This window comes from Microbacterium luteum (assembly GCF_015277875.1).
Classification (GTDB): Bacteria; Actinomycetota; Actinomycetes; order Actinomycetales; family Microbacteriaceae; genus Microbacterium; species Microbacterium luteum.
The window spans coordinates 2,760,247-2,777,395 of record NZ_CP063814.1 but is presented as its reverse complement, the minus strand read 5'-3'; the positions used below and the strand labels follow the sequence as shown (position 1 = coordinate 2,777,395).

Genomic DNA, 17,149 nt, shown 5'->3' with positions numbered 1-17,149 from the left:
CAACAGTGTTCGACGACGAGTTGGGGCGATCGTGGAATCGATGAAGAGTGAATGGGGTCGGCGCGACGTTTTCCGCGCCGCATTGCTGGCCGTGCCGGCCTTCGCCGTCGCGCAGACGATGATGCCGGGTCGCGCGAGCGCGACGACGATCGATCCGTCGTGTGAGGTGCCGGCGGATCCCGTGCCGACACCCGCGCCGGAGGCGCCGGCTTCGGCGACGGGCGCTTACGGCCCGGCCGGATCGCACTGGCCGGCGCGCACGCCTGAGCCAGGCGGCGCCTTCGACCTCGTCGTCGAGGTGGAGCCGAACTGGTGGACCATCCAGAACGCCATCGCCGACGCCATCCAGCAGCAGCCGCAGGGCAAGATCAAGATCGCGGTGAAGCCGGGAGTGTTCGATTACGGCTACGGTGCGGGCTCGACCGACTACGGCGTGCTTCACGGCATCAACGCGGGCGGACGCACGTGGCGCGTGCTGGTCGTGCCGCGCGATGGCTGGGGCACGGTCACCGCGAGCGGCACGATCGCTCAAGCGTCCAGCCGCGGCTACGCGTTCGTGAACGTTTCGGGGATCTCGGTCGTGGGCTTCGACTTCAGCGGTCAAGCGGTGCTCGTGCGAGACGCTCAGGACTTCGCGCTGGCATGGTCGACGGTCGGTCAGCTGAACATCACCGCCAACAACGCCAACACGAGCGGGGTCGAGTTCGTCGAGTGCGTGCTGCCGGATCAGGTCGATGACGACACGGATCGCATGGCGTTCCGCATCGCCAACAACTACTCCATCGACGGCGTCTCGCTTCTCGGATGCTACGTCGCGCCGGCCTACAAGGCCGCGGGATCGAGCTCGCACTGCGACACATTCCAGGCGAGCCGATCGAGCGGGAGTGGCGGCATCCGAAACCTTCGTTTCGAGGACAGCGTGTTCTTCCAATCCAGCTCGCAGGTGCTGATGATGGAGCACACGAGCGGAGTGAGCCTCGCGCATTCCGCTTTCATCGGCGGGCTGCGGGGCACCGGGCGCTACCCGATCGGTGCCGGGCGACATGTGATGACGGCGCAGAACACGCTGTGGGGAAAGACGACGGATCCGGTCACCAATGCGACGGCGTCGGACAGCTTCATCGCCGGGTCGATCCGCGGATGGAACTTCGCGAGCGCATCGAACACGGTGGTCTCGCACAACCCGCCCACGCCCGCGTCGGGCGAGTTCACGGTCGACGACACGTATGCGGCCGCGGACGAGCCGCTGCCGCAGAGCTGGTACGACGCGAACTGTCCGATGCCCGATGCGGCGAGGCTTGCCACCATCTGGGCGGCCCTCTGACGAGAACACGAAACCCCCGGAGGAATCCGGGGGTCTCGCGCGTGGGCACCGTGTTGGGACGGAGCCACGGCTTGGCGGGGCGACGTTGCCGTCAGCTCGGAATGTTCAGGACGGTGTAGCCGACAAGCGCGGCCACGACCGGCACGATCACGATCATCGCCCACACCGGCAGTCCGCCGACCTCATAGCGCCACCACGGCGTCAGCGGTCGAGACTGCCGCGGCGCATACAGCGTGCGTCGGCGAGCGTTCATGATCCCCCCAGATTGGTGAACGTTCCAGCGTGGCGGCTCAGAGCGCCCGCACCTTCGAGGCTAGCCAGCAGGTGGGCCGTCGGTCGATGCCAGACGGCCCACACCGGCGATTCCTCGACGTTCGTTGTGTGATTGCTGCGTAAAGCGCGATCGTTACCGCGCCTCAGACCCGTCGGTGACGACGCAGCCACACTCCCGTCCCGACAGCCACGGCGCCGAGCGCGGCGAGGCCGAGGGTCCACCCGATCACGCCGCCCGTCGCCGGGAGCTGTCCGGTGGCTGCCGCCGGGGTTGCTGTCGGGTCGGGTGCCGGTGCGTCCGTCGGTGATCCGGTCGGTGTCGGTGACGGTGTGACGGTGGGCGTGGGGGTCGGACTCGGAGGCGCGGGCGTCGGAGACGGCGTGATCGTCGGTGTCGGTGTCGGTGTCGGTGTCGGTGTCGGTGTCGGTGTCGGTGTCGGTGTCGGGTCGTCGCATCCGATGACGGTGACGCGCGGATCAGCGATGGTCATCTCGCCGGTCGTCCAGTCCGGCTCTCGGTCGCCGTCTTCGTGGAAGCCCCAGGCGATGGCCGTCGCGCTGGCTGCGAGTTCGCACGTGCACCCGGGAATCTCGTGGTAGTAGGTGCGGCTCTCGCCCGCGTCGTACTTCGTGGGACCCCACCGCTTCACGGTGCTGCCGTACGACAGCTCGGCGACCCCCCAAGCGGTGACGGACGACAGATTCTGCGAGACGATCGTCGCGGTCGGTGTGTCCTTATCTGTGAAGTCCAGCACCACCGACACCGAGCCGGAGAGGCTGTCTGCGTTGGCCGCTGTGATGGACCAGGTGCTGATCCCGCCGATCACCAACGCTCCCGCGATCCCAGCCGACAGCAGACGTCGTTGTTTCGTCTTCATGAGTCCCCAACCTCGTATGACGCGGACAACATCACTGCCCGATGCTCCCCCAATGAATGCACCGAACTCCGCTGCCCAACTCTGGAACGTTATCGGTCACGCGACCCCGTCGGGTTACCGCCGCGTTTCCAACGAATTAAGGAGGCAGCAGGAAGTCGTCTGAAGTGCAGCGGACGTGCGCGGCAGGTGCTCGCGGGCCGGTTTTCGGCCGGGCATGAGCATTGACTCAGGCGTGTCTGGCGTGACCGCGCGCCCGCCCGCTTGGGCGCGCGGTCACGTTACTGGTGCGGTTGCCTCGCCGCAGACCGCCGAGGACGGACGGGTTGCCTAGAAGGGCGCGGCGGGCGCTTCTGCCTCGGGCGGGTCCGCGTCGCCGGGAGCGCCGATCCGGTCGGGCATGAACATCACTCGGGGTGGTGGGTCCTCCACGTATTCCAGCCCCGAAGGTGCGGTGAAGTGCAGTCTCCCGCCGGGCATCTGCACCACGGTCCAGCCGGCGGCTTGTTTCAGGGTGTGGTGGCTCTCGCAGAACGCGCCCAGGTTCTCGACGTCGGTCTTGCCGCCGAGGGCCCAGTCTTCGCGATGGTCGATGTCGCAGTCCATTGCAGGTCTGCGGCACCCGGGGAATCGGCATCGGATATCCCGCGCCACCAGATACCTCCGCTGAGCCGGTGTGGCGAAGCGACGGTCGACGGCGAGGACGACCCCGGTGATCGGGTCGAGGAACACCCGATCGAAGTCGGGGGCGTTTCCGGCGAGGATCTTCGCCGTCTCCGGGTCCACCGCGCATTTGCCGTTCAGCTGCGCTCCTCCCAGGGTCGTTCCCGCGAGTGTCGTGGCGGGGACGGTGACCTGCACATGTCCGCGGATCGCGCCGAGCCCGCCCTCGACAACGCCACGGGTCGGGTCGACCGAGGGCGATGCGGTGAGCAGCATGTCCAGCAGCACATCGGTGCGGATCTGATTCAGCGACCGCTCATCGAACCACAAGTCCTCTTGGACGGGCGCCTCACCCTCGACGGTGGGCGCGGTGTCGTCATCGCACGGAATTTCGGGAGCGGCTCCGCAAGCGCCTTCGCGCTCAGTGGCTTCACGTCTGGCGGCCCGGTCGGCGGCCTTGATCGCCTTTCCCTGCCGGGTCAACCGGTCATAGATCCCATGCACCGCCACGCTCGGCCCGATCACCCCGAGCATTGACATGCCGTCTCGAAGGTCGTCGACCCAGATGCGTCGATCGAGCACGGCGTCGTCGTGCCGCTCCTGGATCGACCGAGGGTTGAGGTTCTCCGCGACCTGCTCCGCATACGACCGCACCCTCGCCGGAGACGTCGTCTCGGCGTAGGCCAATACATCGTGCTCGAAGGCGCCTCGCGCGGCGCTGTCGTCGAGTTCACGGCCGGTGTCGACGATCACCGCGGTGTGCGCTCGGGAGATGCGCCCTTCGTGCAGCGCATTCCAGGAGTCGGGGAAGTCGTTGACGAGACGGTGTGCGTCGTAGAGATGCGTCTGCATCGTGCGGTCGTTCATCCTCGACGCGACCGCGAGTTCCGCGGCCATCGCGCGTAGCGGCATCTCGCGTTCTTTCGCCGACGTTGAGCGCAAGCGTTCCGTCTGCTCGACGGTAAACGCGTAGGCCTCGGCCAAGATTGCGGAGGTCTTCGCTGCTGCGGTGGCCTCCTCGGCTCGAGCCGCCGTCAGACGGCGCACGAACGCTGCGGTGCGCTGCGCGGTCTCAGATGACTCGTCGCCGGGAGAGAACATATCGGTACCCAACCTCGTCTACGGCTGAACGAGACGGCACGCTCGTCCAGTGATACGACGACAATGGGCACTTTGTCGTTACGTCCGAGTTTAGTACAAAGATTCGATACCGTCAAGGCGAATTGGGAGAAATGGTCTAGCGCTTTTTCCGCCTGACGAAGGATCGCTTCGTGACGGACCTCCTATGCCGTACCGTCGGGCGCGTCTTCGACGACGCGGGGATCTGCTTCCGCGGTTTCGTCTCGTCGGATTCGGACTCCGGTTCGGTTTCGTCAGGGTTCGGGTCGGACATCGACGACTCCTTCGATCTTGACCGTGGTCACGTCGGTGTCTTCCTCGCCGGTCAGGATTCCGGTCACCGTGCCGACGCCCGAGATCGTCCACGCGAGGATCAGCGCGACGAGTCCGCGGGTGAGCCAGGCGTGCGCGCCCTTCAGGTGATCGCTGTCGCCGTCATAGGAGGTCATGCGGCTGAGAAGGATCGATCGGCGCAACGAGAGGTCGTCGCCATCTGCGTATGTGTCCAGCAGTGCTGCGACGTCAGGTTCCTCGCCGACGCTCGACCGCGCCGCGACGAGGCCAAACACCGCCGCGAGGAGGTACGCCGCGAGGCTGATGCCGCTCAGCCACCCGATGCCCGACGCCGTGACCAGCTCGGTGCCGCCGAGCACACCACTCGCGCCGATGAGCACCGCCGCGCGCGTCTGCAGGCCGGTGGCCTTTGCAGCGAGCGTGTCTTCCTGCCGCTTGATCTCCGCCTCCGCGAGTGCGATCTGCGAGGGTCGAAGATCGTCGATCCGGTCAGGAAGGCCCATGGCCGTGCCGGTCTCGAAGCCCGAGAAGCAGGATGATCGCCTTCACGGTTGCATCTTGGCACAGCAGTTCCGTTCCGTCGACGGCCCGAGAATCTCGTCTGCGAGCCGTTGCTGCCAAGACCGAGTTGAGGAACGACAGGGTGTCAAGACGACGTGAGAGCGGTCACCAGTTGGATTCTCATATCCGAGCCCTGATGCTTCAGGTCTGCAGGTAGGTCTCTAGCGAGGTGACCGCGTCTGTCGGAGCAAAGCCGGTCGCCGATAGTCGCGCCACGCATAGTCCGCTGTTGGCTGGTCGCGGCGCCACGGGCGTGGTCACTTTGGCGTAGTACTGGCTCGTTGTCGTCGGGGTGACGCGGTCGGGGTCGTGGCCGGTGATCTCGAAGACACGTCGCGCGATCTCGTACCAGGTCATCGGCTCGCCGGTGTTCGTGACGTTGTACGTTCCGTACTCGGGCCGCACCGCCAGGAGGTGGTGGATGGCGGCCGCGAGCGTCGAGGCGAAGGTGAGCCGGCCCCGCTGGTCGTCGACCACCGCGGGGTTCACACCGCGTTCTGCCAGAGACGCCATGGTTCGGACGAAGTTGCCGCCATCGCCGACGACCCAGCTGGTGCGGATGATAAAGTGGCGCGGCACCGTAGCGACGATGGCGTCGCCAGCCGCTTTCGTCTGTCCGTAGACGCCGAGCGGGGCGACCGGACTCTCTTCGTCGTAGTCGCCTTCTTGAGTGCCGTCAAAGACGTAGTCGCTCGAGATATGCACGAGTGTGATCCCGTGCGCGGTGGCGATGTGAGCGAGCTCGGCCACGGCCGTGACATTGACGACCCATGCGGCGCGTCGGCCGTCGGCGGTCTCGGAGGTGTCAACGGCCGAGAAGGCCGCCGCGTTGACGATCGTGTCGTACTGCTTCCACGGCCGTGCGTGCGCGAGCGACGTCGGCACACCGAGTTCGATGTCGGCTCTGGTTGCGAATTCGACGTCGGGTCGTTCGCCCCACAGGTTCCGGAGTGCCCGGCCGACCTGCCCGTTCGCGCCGAGCACGAGCGTCTTCTTCGGCGGGATGGGGGTCACGTCGGCCAGGCGGGGGTGGTTCTTGTCCTTCTCGGACAGTTCGGCTTGATCGAGGGGGATGGGCCAGTCGATCCCAATGGTTTCGTCGGCGAGGTTGAGGAAGGCGTATTCGGCGGTGGGGGACCAGTGGTCGTTGACGAGGTAGGTGTACGCCGTGTCGGGTTCGAGGGTTTGGTAGGAGTTCCCGACCCCGCGGGGAACGAAGATCGCGCGGGAGGGGTCGAGTTCGGTGGTGAACACGGCCCCGTAGGTGGGGCCTTCGCGCAGGTCGACCCAGGCGCCGAAGATGCGGCCGGTGGCGACGGAGACGAACTTGTCCCACGGTTCGGCGTGGATCCCGCGGGTGGTGCCGGCCTTGTCGTTGAAGGAGATGTTGTTCTGCACCGGCCCGAAATCCGGCAGCCCGGCAGCGGTCATCTTCTCCCGCTGCCAGTTCTCTTTGAACCACCCCCGCGAATCCCCGTGCACAGGCAGGTCGAACACCACCAGCCCCGGGATGGGGGTCTCGGTGCGGGTGAGGGCTTTACCAAACTGCGTCATGGAGTCCTTCGGGCCGGAGCCGGTCGTTGAGCGAGCGAAGCGAGACGAAACGTGGCCGCTACTGCCCCCGGGTGGCGTAGAACGCTTCAACACCGTCTTTCGCGGGTGCCCACCAGGCTTCGTTGTTCCGGTACCAGTCGATGGTCGCGGCCAACCCGGCTTCGAAGTCGGAGTACTTCGGTGTCCAGCCGAGTTCGGTGCGCAGGCGTGTGGAGTCGATCGCGTAACGGAGGTCGTGTCCGGCCCGGTCGGTGACGTGATCGTACGCGTCGGCGGGTTCGCCCATCAACTGCAGGATGAGTTCGACGACGGTCTTGTTGTTCTTCTCCCCGTCCGCCCCGATGAGGTACGTCTGCCCCATCTCACCCTTGTCGAGGATGGTGAGGACGGCGGAGGAGTGGTCGTCGGCGTGGATCCAGTCCCGCACGTTCTCACCCTTGCCGTAGAGCTTGGGGCGGATGCCGCGGATCACATTCGTGATCTGCCGGGGGATGAACTTCTCCACATGCTGGAACGGCCCATAGTTGTTCGAACAGTTCGAGATCGTCGCCTGCACCCCGAACGACCGCACCCACGCCCGCACCAACAAGTCCGACCCCGCCTTCGTTGACGAGTACGGGGAGGACGGGTTGTAGGGGGTGGTCTCGGTGAACCGTTCCGGGTCGTCCAGTTCCAGATCCCCGTAGACCTCGTCGGTGGAGATGTGATGGAACCGAACCTCATGCTTCCGGGCTGCTTCCAGCAGCGTGTAGGTGCCGATGATGTTGGTGTCCAGGAACGGGCGCGGGTTATCAAGACTGTTGTCGTTGTGCGACTCCGCCGGGCTTGTCAAGTCTTCTGTGTAAGCGGGTTGGTGTTGGTGGTTAGAGGTAGGGGGTGATGCGGTCGGGGTAGGCGAGTGCGAGTTGTTCGAGGGCTTGTTTCCAGTTCGTGGTCACGTTGCCCTCGATGAGTCGGCCGGAAGCTTTTCGCTGGCTGGAGGGGCGCCCGCGTTCCTTCTCGCGTTCTCGGGCGCGCTTGTCTTCGATGTCGCAGATCGCCAGCCAGAGCAGCTTGACCGCGGCGGCGTCGTTGGGAAAGTGACCCCGCGATTTCGTCACTTTCCGCAGCTGGTAGTTCAGCGACTCGATCGCGTTGGTGGTGTAGATCACGCGGCGCAGCTCGGGCGGGAACGCCAGGAACGGGGTGAACCGGTCCCAGGCGTCCTGGAACGTCTTCACCGCCGAGGGGTAGCGGCGGCCGAGCTCGGAGTCGCTGAACGCCTCGAGCGCTTCGAGCGCGGCGTCCTCGTTCACCGCGGTGTAAATCGGTTTCAGCGCGGCGGCGACGGCTTTGCGGTCTTTGTAGTTCACGAACCGCATCGCCGCGCGGATCAGTGGACCACGCAGGTCTGCACGGTCGCTTGCGGCCACGTCGCCGCGACCGCCTCGGGAAATCCGGTGAGCCCGTCGGTGCAGACGATCAGCACGTCGCGGATGCCACGGTTGGCAAGCTCGGCGCAGACCGATGCCCAGAACTTCGCGCCTTCGGTGGCCTGCACCCAGATACCCAGGACGTGCTTGATCCCGTCCATGTCGACCCCGACGGCGATATGCGCGGCCTTGTTGCGCACGTGACCGCCGTCACGGATCTTCACGATGATCGCGTCGAGATAGATCACCGGATACAACGCTTCCAATGGGCGGGTCTGCCACGCGAGGACCTCGTCGGCGACCTGGTCGGTGATCTTCGAGATCGTCTCATGGCTGAGCTCGGTGCCGATCGTGTTCGCGAGATGATGCTGGATATCGCGGATGGTCATCCCGCCGGCATAGAGCGAGATGATCATCCCGTCCAGCCCATCCAGCCGGCGCTGCCCCTTCGGGACGAGCATCGGGGTGAACGACCCGTTCCGATCCCGCGGGACCGATAGGTCGATCTCACCGATCTCGGTCGACACCGTCTTCGGCGTCGTGCCGTTGCGGGAGTTCGGATACAGCGACGCTTCCGCATCACCACGCTCGTACCCGACGTGCTCGGTCAGCTCCGCGTCCAGGCCCCGCTCCAGCGCGGCCTTCAGCATGCCACCGAGCAGCCCCTGATCGCCCGTCAGCGGGGTGCCGGCATCGATCTTCGCGAAGATCTCATCCATCGCACCCGACGACTTCAACTGATCAGCGAGCTCCTTCTGCCGACGCCTGCGCTCCTCGCGCTCCGGACTGATAGCCATGGTCTCCATGATGTTCTCCTTCGAGGTGAACCCCACTCACACAGACCATCTGACACCCCCACTCCGCCGCGTAGTGCACCACCGCATCCGTCTCGGCGAACAGCTCATCCACCAGGCCGGCGTCGGTGACGTCGCCCTTCACAAACCGAAACCGATCCTCCGGGAGACCGTCCAGAGAGGCGAGGTTCCCGGCGTAGGTGAGCGCGTCCAACACCGTCACCTCATGATCGGTATGGGCCAGGACGTGGTGGACGAAGTTGGAGCCGATGAACCCGGCACCCCCGGTGACCAGCAACCGCATCAGCGATCCCCCCGCTCCAGCAATTCCAGCAAGTACGCCCCGTACCCGGACTTCTTCAACGCCACCCCACGCTCAGCAAGCTGCTCATCGGTGAGGAACCCCCGCCGCCACCCGATCTCCTCCGGACACCCGATCTTCAACCCCGTGCGCCGCTCGATCGTCCGCACATACTCGGCGGCGTCGAGCATGTCGTTGAACGTTCCGGTATCCAGCCACGCCGTCCCCCGGGGGAGCACCTGCACCTGCAGCTTCCCTGCCTCCAGGTAGGCCCGGTTCACATCCGTGATCTCCAACTCACCCCGCGCCGACGGCTCGAGGTTCCGGGCGATCTCCACCACGTCGTTGTCGTAGAAGTACAGGCCCGGGATCGCATAGTTCGACCGCGGCTGCACGGGCTTCTCCTCGAGACTGACGGCCCGGCCGGTGTCGTCGAACTCCACCACCCCGTACGCCGATGGCTCCGCCACCCAGTACGCGAACACCGCCCCACCGTCGATGTCGGCGAACCGGGACAACTGCGACCCCAACCCCGGCCCGTACAGCAGGTTGTCGCCGAGCACGAGCGCGACAGTGTCGTCGCCGATGAAGTCCGCACCGATGGTGAACGCCTGCGCCAACCCATCCGGCGACGGCTGCACCGCAAGCGAAATCGAGATCCCAAACTGCGATCCATCACCCAGCAACCGTTCAAACGCTGCGGCATCATGCGGGGTCGTGATCACAAGGATCTCGTCGATCCCGGCCAGCATCAGTGTCGAAAGGGGGTAGTACACCATGGGCTTGTCATAGACGGGAACCAGCTGCTTCGACGCCCCCAGCGTCACAGGATGCAACCGTGTACCCGACCCGCCCGCGAGGATGATCCCCTTCACGCCCGCTCCTTCGATCGGTCTGGTCTCTCACTTCTAGCAGAGCTCTGTGTCACCCAGATTTCCGGCTCTTCGGACATCCGGTGGGGTGAGCGTGCCCGGGCCGTGATTCGGCGGTAGGGGTCGAGGTCCCCGAGGATCAGAAGCGCTAACAAACTGATCCACCCCGAGGACCTCGACGTGCTTCACCCTACTTCGGGGTGCGCTGACGCGCGCCCCGCCGACTGTCCGTGTGCCCGCTGCGACCTGCTGCTCGGCCTCGACGGCGTCCATGTCGAGCACGTCCAGCGTGGCGGCGGTGTCCTCGTCGTGACGGTCTCGACGCCAGCGTCCCCGACGGGGTGCCCTGGGTGTGGCGTGCTCGCGACCGGGCGTGGCCGGCGCCTTCGGGTGCTGCATGACGTGCCCGGCGTGACCCGGGTGCGGGTGGTGTGGCGGCAACGCATCTGGCGGTGCGGTGAGGCTGCCTGTCCGCGGAAGACGTTCGTGGAGCAGGTCCCGTCGCTGGTCGCGCCGCGCGGATCGATCACCAAGCGCGCCGTCACGTGGGCGATCGGGCAGCTGCGCCGCGAGCACGCCACCATCCAAGGACTCGCCCGGCAGCTCGGGACGTCGTGGAAGACGGTGTGGCGGGCCGTCGAACCCGAGCTCGTCAAGCTCGCGGCGGACGAGTCCCGGTTTGAGAACGTCACCAGCCTCGGCGTCGACGAGCATGTCTGGCATCACGTCGACCCGCGCCGGCGGGGGCCGAAGGAGCTGACCGGGATGGTCGACCTCACCCGCGACAGCCAAGGAAAGACGCGGGCCAGGCTGCTGGATCTGGTGCCCGGCCGGTCCGGGAAGGCTTACTCGACCTGGCTCGGTGAACGCGGCGACGCGTTCCGGAAGCAGGTGAAGGTCGCCGCGCTGGACCCGTTCGCCGGATACAAGACCGCGATCGACGACAAGCTCGACGACGCCGTCGCGGTCCTCGACGCGTTCCACGTAGTCATGCTCGGCACCGCCGCCGTCGACGAGGTCCGCCGTCGCGTCCAGCAAGACACCCTCGGCCACCGCGGCCGCAAGGGCGACCCGCTCTACGGAGTGCAGACAATCCTCCGCGCCGGGGTCGAGAACCTCACCGAGAAGCAGCGGGAGAGGCTGACCGCGGCGATGGAAGCCGACCCCGCGCACGACGAGGTGTTCGTCGCCTGGCAGTGCGCGCAGCAGCTCCGCTCCGCCTACCACCACGATGACCTGGCCGCCGGGCGGCGGATCGCGGAGAAGGTCGTCGACACGTTCCACACCTGCCCGATCCCCGAGATCGCGCGTCTGGGCCGCACCCTCCGCCGGTGGCGTGACGCGTTCCTGGCGTACTTCACCACGAGCCGGTCATCCAACGGCGGCACCGAGGCGATCAACGGGATCATCGAGCTGCACCGACGCCTCGCTCGCGGCTACCGCAACCGGGAGAACTACCGGCTCCGCATGCTCCTCGCCGCCGGCGGGCTCACCCACTGACCCCCACCGGATGTCCGAAGAGCCAGATTGGCTCTTCGGACATCCGGTGGGGTGAGCGTGCCCGGGCCGTGATTCGGCGGTAGGGGTCGAGGTCCCCGAGGATCAGAAGCGCTAACAAACTGATCCACCCCGAGGACCTCGACGTGCTTCACCCTACTTCGGGGTGCGCTGACGCGCGCCCCGCCGACTGTCCGTGTGCCCGCTGCGACCTGCTGCTCGGCCTCGACGGCGTCCATGTCGAGCACGTCCAGCGTGGCGGCGGTGTCCTCGTCGTGACGGTCTCGACGCCAGCGTCCCCGACGGGGTGCCCTGGGTGTGGCGTGCTCGCGACCGGGCGTGGCCGGCGCCTTCGGGTGCTGCATGACGTGCCCGGCGTGACCCGGGTGCGGGTGGTGTGGCGGCAACGCATCTGGCGGTGCGGTGAGGCTGCCTGTCCGCGGAAGACGTTCGTGGAGCAGGTCCCGTCGCTGGTCGCGCCGCGCGGATCGATCACCAAGCGCGCCGTCACGTGGGCGATCGGGCAGCTGCGCCGCGAGCACGCCACCATCCAAGGACTCGCCCGGCAGCTCGGGACGTCGTGGAAGACGGTGTGGCGGGCCGTCGAACCCGAGCTCGTCAAGCTCGCGGCGGACGAGTCCCGGTTTGAGAACGTCACCAGCCTCGGCGTCGACGAGCATGTCTGGCATCACGTCGACCCGCGCCGGCGGGGGCCGAAGGAGCTGACCGGGATGGTCGACCTCACCCGCGACAGCCAAGGAAAGACGCGGGCCAGGCTGCTGGATCTGGTGCCCGGCCGGTCCGGGAAGGCTTACTCGACCTGGCTCGGTGAACGCGGCGACGCGTTCCGGAAGCAGGTGAAGGTCGCCGCGCTGGACCCGTTCGCCGGATACAAGACCGCGATCGACGACAAGCTCGACGACGCCGTCGCGGTCCTCGACGCGTTCCACGTAGTCATGCTCGGCACCGCCGCCGTCGACGAGGTCCGCCGTCGCGTCCAGCAAGACACCCTCGGCCACCGCGGCCGCAAGGGCGACCCGCTCTACGGAGTGCAGACAATCCTCCGCGCCGGGGTCGAGAACCTCACCGAGAAGCAGCGGGAGAGGCTGACCGCGGCGATGGAAGCCGACCCCGCGCACGACGAGGTGTTCGTCGCCTGGCAGTGCGCGCAGCAGCTCCGCTCCGCCTACCACCACGATGACCTGGCCGCCGGGCGGCGGATCGCGGAGAAGGTCGTCGACACGTTCCACACCTGCCCGATCCCCGAGATCGCGCGTCTGGGCCGCACCCTCCGCCGGTGGCGTGACGCGTTCCTGGCGTACTTCACCACGAGCCGGTCATCCAACGGCGGCACCGAGGCGATCAACGGGATCATCGAGCTGCACCGACGCCTCGCTCGCGGCTACCGCAACCGGGAGAACTACCGGCTCCGCATGCTCCTCGCCGCCGGCGGGCTCACCCACTGACCCCCACCGGATGTCCGAAGAGCCCCTTTTCCCGGCAGGTTCGCCTGCGACAGATACGCCGCCGCACGACGGAGGACCTCGTTCTCCTGCTCGAGGAGCCGGTTCCGCTTCTTCAGCTCACGGATCTCCGCGGCCTCGGTCCGCGACTGACCGGGCTTGGCACCTTCGTCGATGTCGGCGCGACGCATCCACTTCTGCAGCGTCATGGGGTGGACCCCGAAGTCTTTCGCGATCTGCTCGATCGTGACTCCGGGCTCGCGGTTCCTCGCGACACGCACGACGTCGTCACGGAACTCGGACGGGTAGGGCTTGGGCACAGCAACATCCTTCCAGGCCCACCCTGCGGGCAAGCCAGATCAGATGTCACCTATCCGTGCAGCAGTCCCGTCGGCCTGTCGTTCATTGCCGAGCTCGATGGTGGGCCCACCGCTCGGAACGAGGCGCTCGACTTCCACTTCGTTGATGCCGCGCGCCTCCCTGAACCGATGTGGCCGGGTTCGGTGAAGCTCATCGAACTGCTCCTCGGCGACTACTCCTCGTAGTCGCCGACCCACCAGTCCGCGATCTCCGACATCGTCTGAGCGGCGGTCGCATGCGCCGGGTCCGCGCGGAATCGCTCGAACGCTTCGCGAGACTCGAACGTCGCATCTTCGACGACGATGCGACCCTTGCGCTCATCGAGCGAGCGAGTGGTCATCCACGACACAACGCCCGGGAAAAGCACGAAGCTCTGCAGCGTGTCGATCACTGCGTCGACGTACGCATCGCTGACGTGGTCATGGATGCGAAACAGCACGACGTGCCGGAACACGGCTTCACTCGCGCAGGGTGTCGACGTGCTCGCGGTACCAGGCGACCGTGCGCTCCAGGCCTTCCTGCAGCGAGATCTTCGACGTCCACCCGGCTTCGGCAAGCTTCGAGACGTCGAGGAGCTTCTGCGGGGTGCCGTCGGGCTTCGACGTGTCCCACTCGGTGTCACCGGTGAAACCAGTCACATCGCCGATGATCTCCGCGATCTCTTTGATCGTCACGTCGGACCCGGTGCCGACGTTGACTTGGTCGGGTCCGTCGTAGTGCTCCATGAGGTGCAGGCAGGCGTCGGCCATGTCATCGGCGTGCAGGAACTCGCGACGCGGGCTGCCCGTGCCCCAGTTCGTCACCGACGACGCTCGCATCTTCGCTGCCTCGTCGTAGCGACGGATGAGCGCCGGTAGCACGTGCGAGCCCTTGGGGGAGAAGTTGTCGTTCGGGCCGTAGAGGTTCGTCGGCATCGCCGAGATCCACGGCAGGCCGTACTGGCGGCGCACCGCCTGGGTCTGCAGGATGCCGGCGATCTTCGCGATCGCGTACGCGTCGTTGGTCGGCTCGAGGTGGCCGGTGAGGAGCGAGTCTTCCCGGATGGGCTGCTCGGCGAACTTCGGGTAGATGCACGACGAGCCGAGGAACAGCACGCGCTCGACGTCGTTCGTGAGGGCGGCGTCGAGCACGTTGACCTGGATCCGCATGTTGTCGCTCAGGAAGTCGACCGGGTAGGTGCTGTTGGCCATGATCCCGCCGACCTTCGCCGCGGCGAGCACGACGTACTTGGGCTTAGCCTCGGCCATATAGCCGAAGACCTCGTCGCGGTCTTTGAGGTCCAGTTCGGCGGAGGTCTTCCCGACGATGTTCTCGAAACCCGACGACTCGAGCTTGCGCACGATCGCCGATCCGACCAGTCCGCGGTGTCCGGCAACGTAGAACGTCGCGTCGCGATCAAGTTCACCCGGTGCGTACTCGACGCCGTCGATGGCCGTGGTCATCGTGCCGCCGCGACCGCGTCGGCCGTGCCCCACGAGGCGAGCTTAACCGTGTCGATCCACTCCGGGCCCTCTTCCAACGCCTTGACATCGGCGTCAACCATGAGCTTGGCGAGTTCCTTCCCATCGATCGTGGGAACCCAGCCAAGCTTCTCGCCGGCCTTCGTCGGGTCGCCGATGAGCGCGTCGACCTCGGTGGGGCGCAGGTAGCGCTCGTCGAACTTCACGAACTCCTGCCAGTCGAGCCCGACGTGACCGAACGAGGTCTCCAGGAAGTCCTTGATGGTGTAGCCGACACCGGTTGCGAGCACGAAGTCCTCCGGCTCGTCGGCCTGCAGCATGCGCCACATGCCCTCGACGTACTCGGCGGCGTAACCCCAGTCGCGGATCGACTCGAGGTTTCCGAGGTAGATGTCCTTCTGCACGCCGGCCTTGATGCGGGCAACAGCACGCGTGATCTTGCGGGTGACGAACGTCTCACCGCGTCGCGGGGACTCGTGGTTGAACAGGATCCCGTTGACCGCGAACATGTCGTACGCCTCGCGGTAGTTCTTGGTGATCCAGTAGCTGTAGAGCTTGGCGGCCGCGTAGGGCGAGCGCGGGTAGAACGGCGTCTCCTCGTTCTGCGGGGGAGGAGTGGCGCCGTAGAGCTCTGACGTGGACGCCTGGTAGTACCGCGTGGAGATGCCTGACAAGCGCACCGCCTCTAGAAGGCGGATCGTCCCTGTGCCGGTGGTGTCAGCGGTGTGCTCCGGTTCATCGAACGAGACGCGCACGTGCGACTGCGCGGCGAGGTTGTAGACCTCGTCGGGGTTGATCTGCGCCATCAGTGTCACAAGACGCGCGCCGTCGCTGAGGTCCCCGTAGTGAAGGAACAGCTTCGCATCGGGGTCGTGCGGATCGGTGTAGAGGTGGTCGATCCGCGAGGTGTTGAATGTAGAGGCTCGGCGGATGATGCCGTGAACCTCGTAACCCTTCGACAGCAGGAGCTCCGCGAGGTAAGAGCCGTCCTGGCCGGTGATGCCGGTGATGAGTGCGCGCTTGGACAAGCTGTTTCTCCCTGCGGTTCTTGTCGTCGATGGGCTAGCGGTTGCTACTTCGATCCATCGCCATCGATGAGCCGCGAGAGAAGAGTAGCGAATCGATCGATCGCGAATGTTTCGTCCAGCACAGTTTCTCGATACCGGCGTCCGTTTGATCCGAGCCTGGTGCTCTCACCGGGGTCATCGGCGAGGGCGACGGCGGCGTCCAGGAGTGCTGCCGGATCTCCCGCGCGGACGACGATGCCGGCTTCGGCCGCCCTGATCTCATCGGCCGTGATGCCACGAAGATCTGTGGCGGCCACGACGGGATTTCCGGTCGAGAAGTACGACGTGAGCTTGCTTGGCACCGCCATCTCTGAGACACCGACCTTCTCGTTGACGAGCAACACGTCAGCGGCCGCGAGTGCATCGGCGAATTCTGCATCGGGGAGCGGGTCGATGAACTGCAGCGTCGGAATGTGGGCACCCTCGGCAAGCAAGCGAGCGTGCTCGGCACCGTTCCCGAGCAGCACAAAACGTACCTTCGCGCCAGTGTCATGCGCGAGCTGTGCGGCGTCGAGCACGTTGTCCAGGCCTTGCTTGATGCCCATGTTCCCCGCATGCAGCACGACGGTCTCGTCGCCCCATCCGAGGCGGGCGCGTGCCGCTTCACGATCGACGTCGGCGGCAGGCGGGAGATGCGTCCAGTTGCGAACAACGACGACCCTGGTGGGATCGACGCCAAAGTCTTGGATGACCCGCTGGGCGAAGCGCTCGTGTATCACCACGACCCGGTCTGCTCGGCGCAGCAGCCAGCCCTCAGTCCGCTTGATGACCCGCCCCGCGCGCCCGGAACCCTGACCCGTTTCAGAAAGGCCGAGCCAGTACAGGTCTTGCACCCACACAACGAGCGGAGTCCCTCGATGAAGCAGGCGCATGCGGATGGCGGCTAACGCCGACGAAAAGAGAGCCGGAGACACCGCTACGACGGCCTGAGGGCGCCGCCATCGAGCGAACGCGAGCCGACCGCCGAAGCTCACTTCGGACAGCAGGCGGCGCATGCTCGTCGGCCGAGGGGGCACGTAGTGCCGCAACCGGCGGACGAGCACTCCACCCAGATGTTCCCTGCGCGACCACTGCCCGTAGCCTGGCTTAACACGCCACTCCGGATAATGAGGGTGCGTCGTGACCACGTGGGTCCGATACCCGCGCTCCGCGAGGCCTCGAGCCATCGCGCCGGTGTAAGGGGAGATGCCGGTCGGTTCGGGGGGGTAGTTGATGCCTATGAACAGCACACTTGCTGGCGGTGAAGTCACAACTAACAGC

General features: G+C 66.3%; 15 protein-coding genes and 2 pseudogenes. 3 read left to right on the top strand and 14 right to left on the bottom strand.

All coding sequences use genetic code 11. The annotated features are described in order from the left end of the window. Window positions 1-40: 40 nt before the first annotated feature. Window positions 41-1,324: a hypothetical protein gene (locus IM777_RS13565; protein WP_194383738.1), complete on the top strand. Its 1,284-nt coding sequence runs from the start codon at window positions 41-43 to the stop codon at window positions 1,322-1,324. A 91-nt stretch (window positions 1,325-1,415) separates the two neighbouring features. Here IM777_RS13565 and IM777_RS13560 read toward each other — a convergent pair whose 3' ends face one another. The 9 genes and pseudogenes from IM777_RS13560 to rfbA all read right to left on the bottom strand — a co-directional run bounded on the left by IM777_RS13560 (window position 1,416) and on the right by rfbA (window position 10,045). Further along, window positions 1,416-1,577: a hypothetical protein gene (locus tag IM777_RS13560; RefSeq protein WP_194383737.1), complete on the bottom strand. Its 162-nt coding sequence runs from the start codon at window positions 1,575-1,577 to the stop codon at window positions 1,416-1,418. A 163-nt stretch (window positions 1,578-1,740) separates the two neighbouring features. After that, on the bottom strand, window positions 1,741-2,475 hold the full coding sequence (locus IM777_RS13555) for a hypothetical protein (RefSeq protein ID WP_194383736.1): 735 nt from the start codon (window positions 2,473-2,475) through the stop codon (window positions 1,741-1,743). A gap of 327 nt (window positions 2,476-2,802) precedes the next feature. Further along, window positions 2,803-4,236, bottom strand: coding sequence for an HNH endonuclease signature motif containing protein (locus IM777_RS13550; protein ID WP_194383735.1), 1,434 nt, complete (start codon window positions 4,234-4,236; stop codon window positions 2,803-2,805). A gap of 272 nt (window positions 4,237-4,508) precedes the next feature. Next, window positions 4,509-5,051: a hypothetical protein gene (locus tag IM777_RS13545; protein WP_194383734.1), complete on the bottom strand. Its 543-nt coding sequence runs from the start codon at window positions 5,049-5,051 to the stop codon at window positions 4,509-4,511. A 199-nt stretch (window positions 5,052-5,250) separates the two neighbouring features. After that, the gene (locus IM777_RS13540) at window positions 5,251-6,663 is read right to left on the bottom strand and encodes a sugar nucleotide-binding protein (RefSeq protein WP_194383733.1); all 1,413 of its coding nucleotides are present in this window, start codon (window positions 6,661-6,663) and stop codon (window positions 5,251-5,253) included. Window positions 6,664-6,721: 58 nt separating this feature from the next. After that, the gene (locus IM777_RS13535) at window positions 6,722-7,495 is read right to left on the bottom strand and encodes a dTDP-glucose 4,6-dehydratase (RefSeq protein ID WP_228480819.1); all 774 of its coding nucleotides are present in this window, start codon (window positions 7,493-7,495) and stop codon (window positions 6,722-6,724) included. 31 nt (window positions 7,496-7,526) lie between these two features. Further along, window positions 7,527-8,872: pseudogene (locus IM777_RS13530) on the bottom strand (IS256 family transposase). Window positions 8,873-8,933: 61 nt separating this feature from the next. Then, window positions 8,934-9,176: pseudogene (locus IM777_RS13525) on the bottom strand (NAD-dependent epimerase/dehydratase family protein); the annotation flags it as partial. After that, window positions 9,173-10,045: a glucose-1-phosphate thymidylyltransferase RfbA gene (rfbA, locus tag IM777_RS13520; RefSeq protein ID WP_194383732.1), complete on the bottom strand. Its 873-nt coding sequence runs from the start codon at window positions 10,043-10,045 to the stop codon at window positions 9,173-9,175. The pseudogene IM777_RS13525 and the gene rfbA, both read right to left, overlap by 4 nt. A gap of 177 nt (window positions 10,046-10,222) precedes the next feature. Between rfbA and IM777_RS13515 the strand changes: the two genes are divergently transcribed. Together IM777_RS13515 and IM777_RS13510 are read left to right on the top strand one after the other, a co-directional pair. Next, complete coding sequence (locus IM777_RS13515) at window positions 10,223-11,542, top strand: ISL3 family transposase (protein ID WP_473743249.1); 1,320 nt, start codon at window positions 10,223-10,225, stop codon at window positions 11,540-11,542. A 143-nt stretch (window positions 11,543-11,685) separates the two neighbouring features. Further along, a complete protein-coding gene (locus tag IM777_RS13510; protein ID WP_473743249.1) occupies window positions 11,686-13,005 on the top strand; it encodes an ISL3 family transposase in 1,320 nt (439 codons plus the stop codon). On the opposite strand, the gene IM777_RS17265 is transcribed toward IM777_RS13510, so the two are convergent. The 5 genes from IM777_RS17265 to IM777_RS13485 form a co-directional block, all read right to left on the bottom strand. Continuing rightward, complete coding sequence (locus IM777_RS17265) at window positions 12,960-13,322, bottom strand: transposase (RefSeq protein WP_228480818.1); 363 nt, start codon at window positions 13,320-13,322, stop codon at window positions 12,960-12,962. The two genes, IM777_RS13510 and IM777_RS17265, sit on opposite strands and share 46 nt — an antisense overlap. Window positions 13,323-13,534: 212 nt before the next feature. Then, entirely contained in the window at window positions 13,535-13,816 is a 282-nt protein-coding gene (locus IM777_RS13500) for a Dabb family protein (RefSeq protein WP_194383731.1), read from the bottom strand. 4 nt (window positions 13,817-13,820) lie between these two features. After that, window positions 13,821-14,804 (bottom strand): GDP-L-fucose synthase family protein, encoded by a 984-nt coding sequence (locus IM777_RS13495; protein WP_194383730.1) that lies wholly within the window; start codon window positions 14,802-14,804, stop codon window positions 13,821-13,823. After that, window positions 14,801-15,850, bottom strand: coding sequence for a GDP-mannose 4,6-dehydratase (gene gmd / locus IM777_RS13490; protein WP_194383729.1), 1,050 nt, complete (start codon window positions 15,848-15,850; stop codon window positions 14,801-14,803). The genes IM777_RS13495 and gmd overlap by 4 nt, the downstream gene beginning before the upstream one ends. A gap of 44 nt (window positions 15,851-15,894) precedes the next feature. Beyond that, on the bottom strand, window positions 15,895-17,118 hold the full coding sequence (locus IM777_RS13485; protein ID WP_228480817.1) for a glycosyltransferase: 1,224 nt from the start codon (window positions 17,116-17,118) through the stop codon (window positions 15,895-15,897). Between the last annotated feature and the right edge of the window lie 31 nt (window positions 17,119-17,149).

Excerpts from the sequence above, each read along its gene's own strand:
- IM777_RS13565 (WP_194383738.1), top strand. The coding sequence starts at position 41 with ATGAAGAGTGAATGGGGTCGGCGCGACGTTTTCCGCGCCGCATTGCTG.
- IM777_RS13560 (WP_194383737.1), bottom strand. The coding sequence starts at position 1,577 with ATGAACGCTCGCCGACGCACGCTGTATGCGCCGCGGCAGTCTCGACCG.
- IM777_RS13555 (WP_194383736.1), bottom strand. The coding sequence starts at position 2,475 with ATGAAGACGAAACAACGACGTCTGCTGTCGGCTGGGATCGCGGGAGCG.
- IM777_RS13550 (WP_194383735.1), bottom strand. The coding sequence starts at position 4,236 with ATGTTCTCTCCCGGCGACGAGTCATCTGAGACCGCGCAGCGCACCGCA.
- IM777_RS13545 (WP_194383734.1), bottom strand. The coding sequence starts at position 5,051 with ATGGGCCTTCCTGACCGGATCGACGATCTTCGACCCTCGCAGATCGCA.
- IM777_RS13540 (WP_194383733.1), bottom strand. The coding sequence starts at position 6,663 with ATGACGCAGTTTGGTAAAGCCCTCACCCGCACCGAGACCCCCATCCCG.
- IM777_RS13495 (WP_194383730.1), bottom strand. The coding sequence starts at position 14,804 with ATGACCACGGCCATCGACGGCGTCGAGTACGCACCGGGTGAACTTGAT.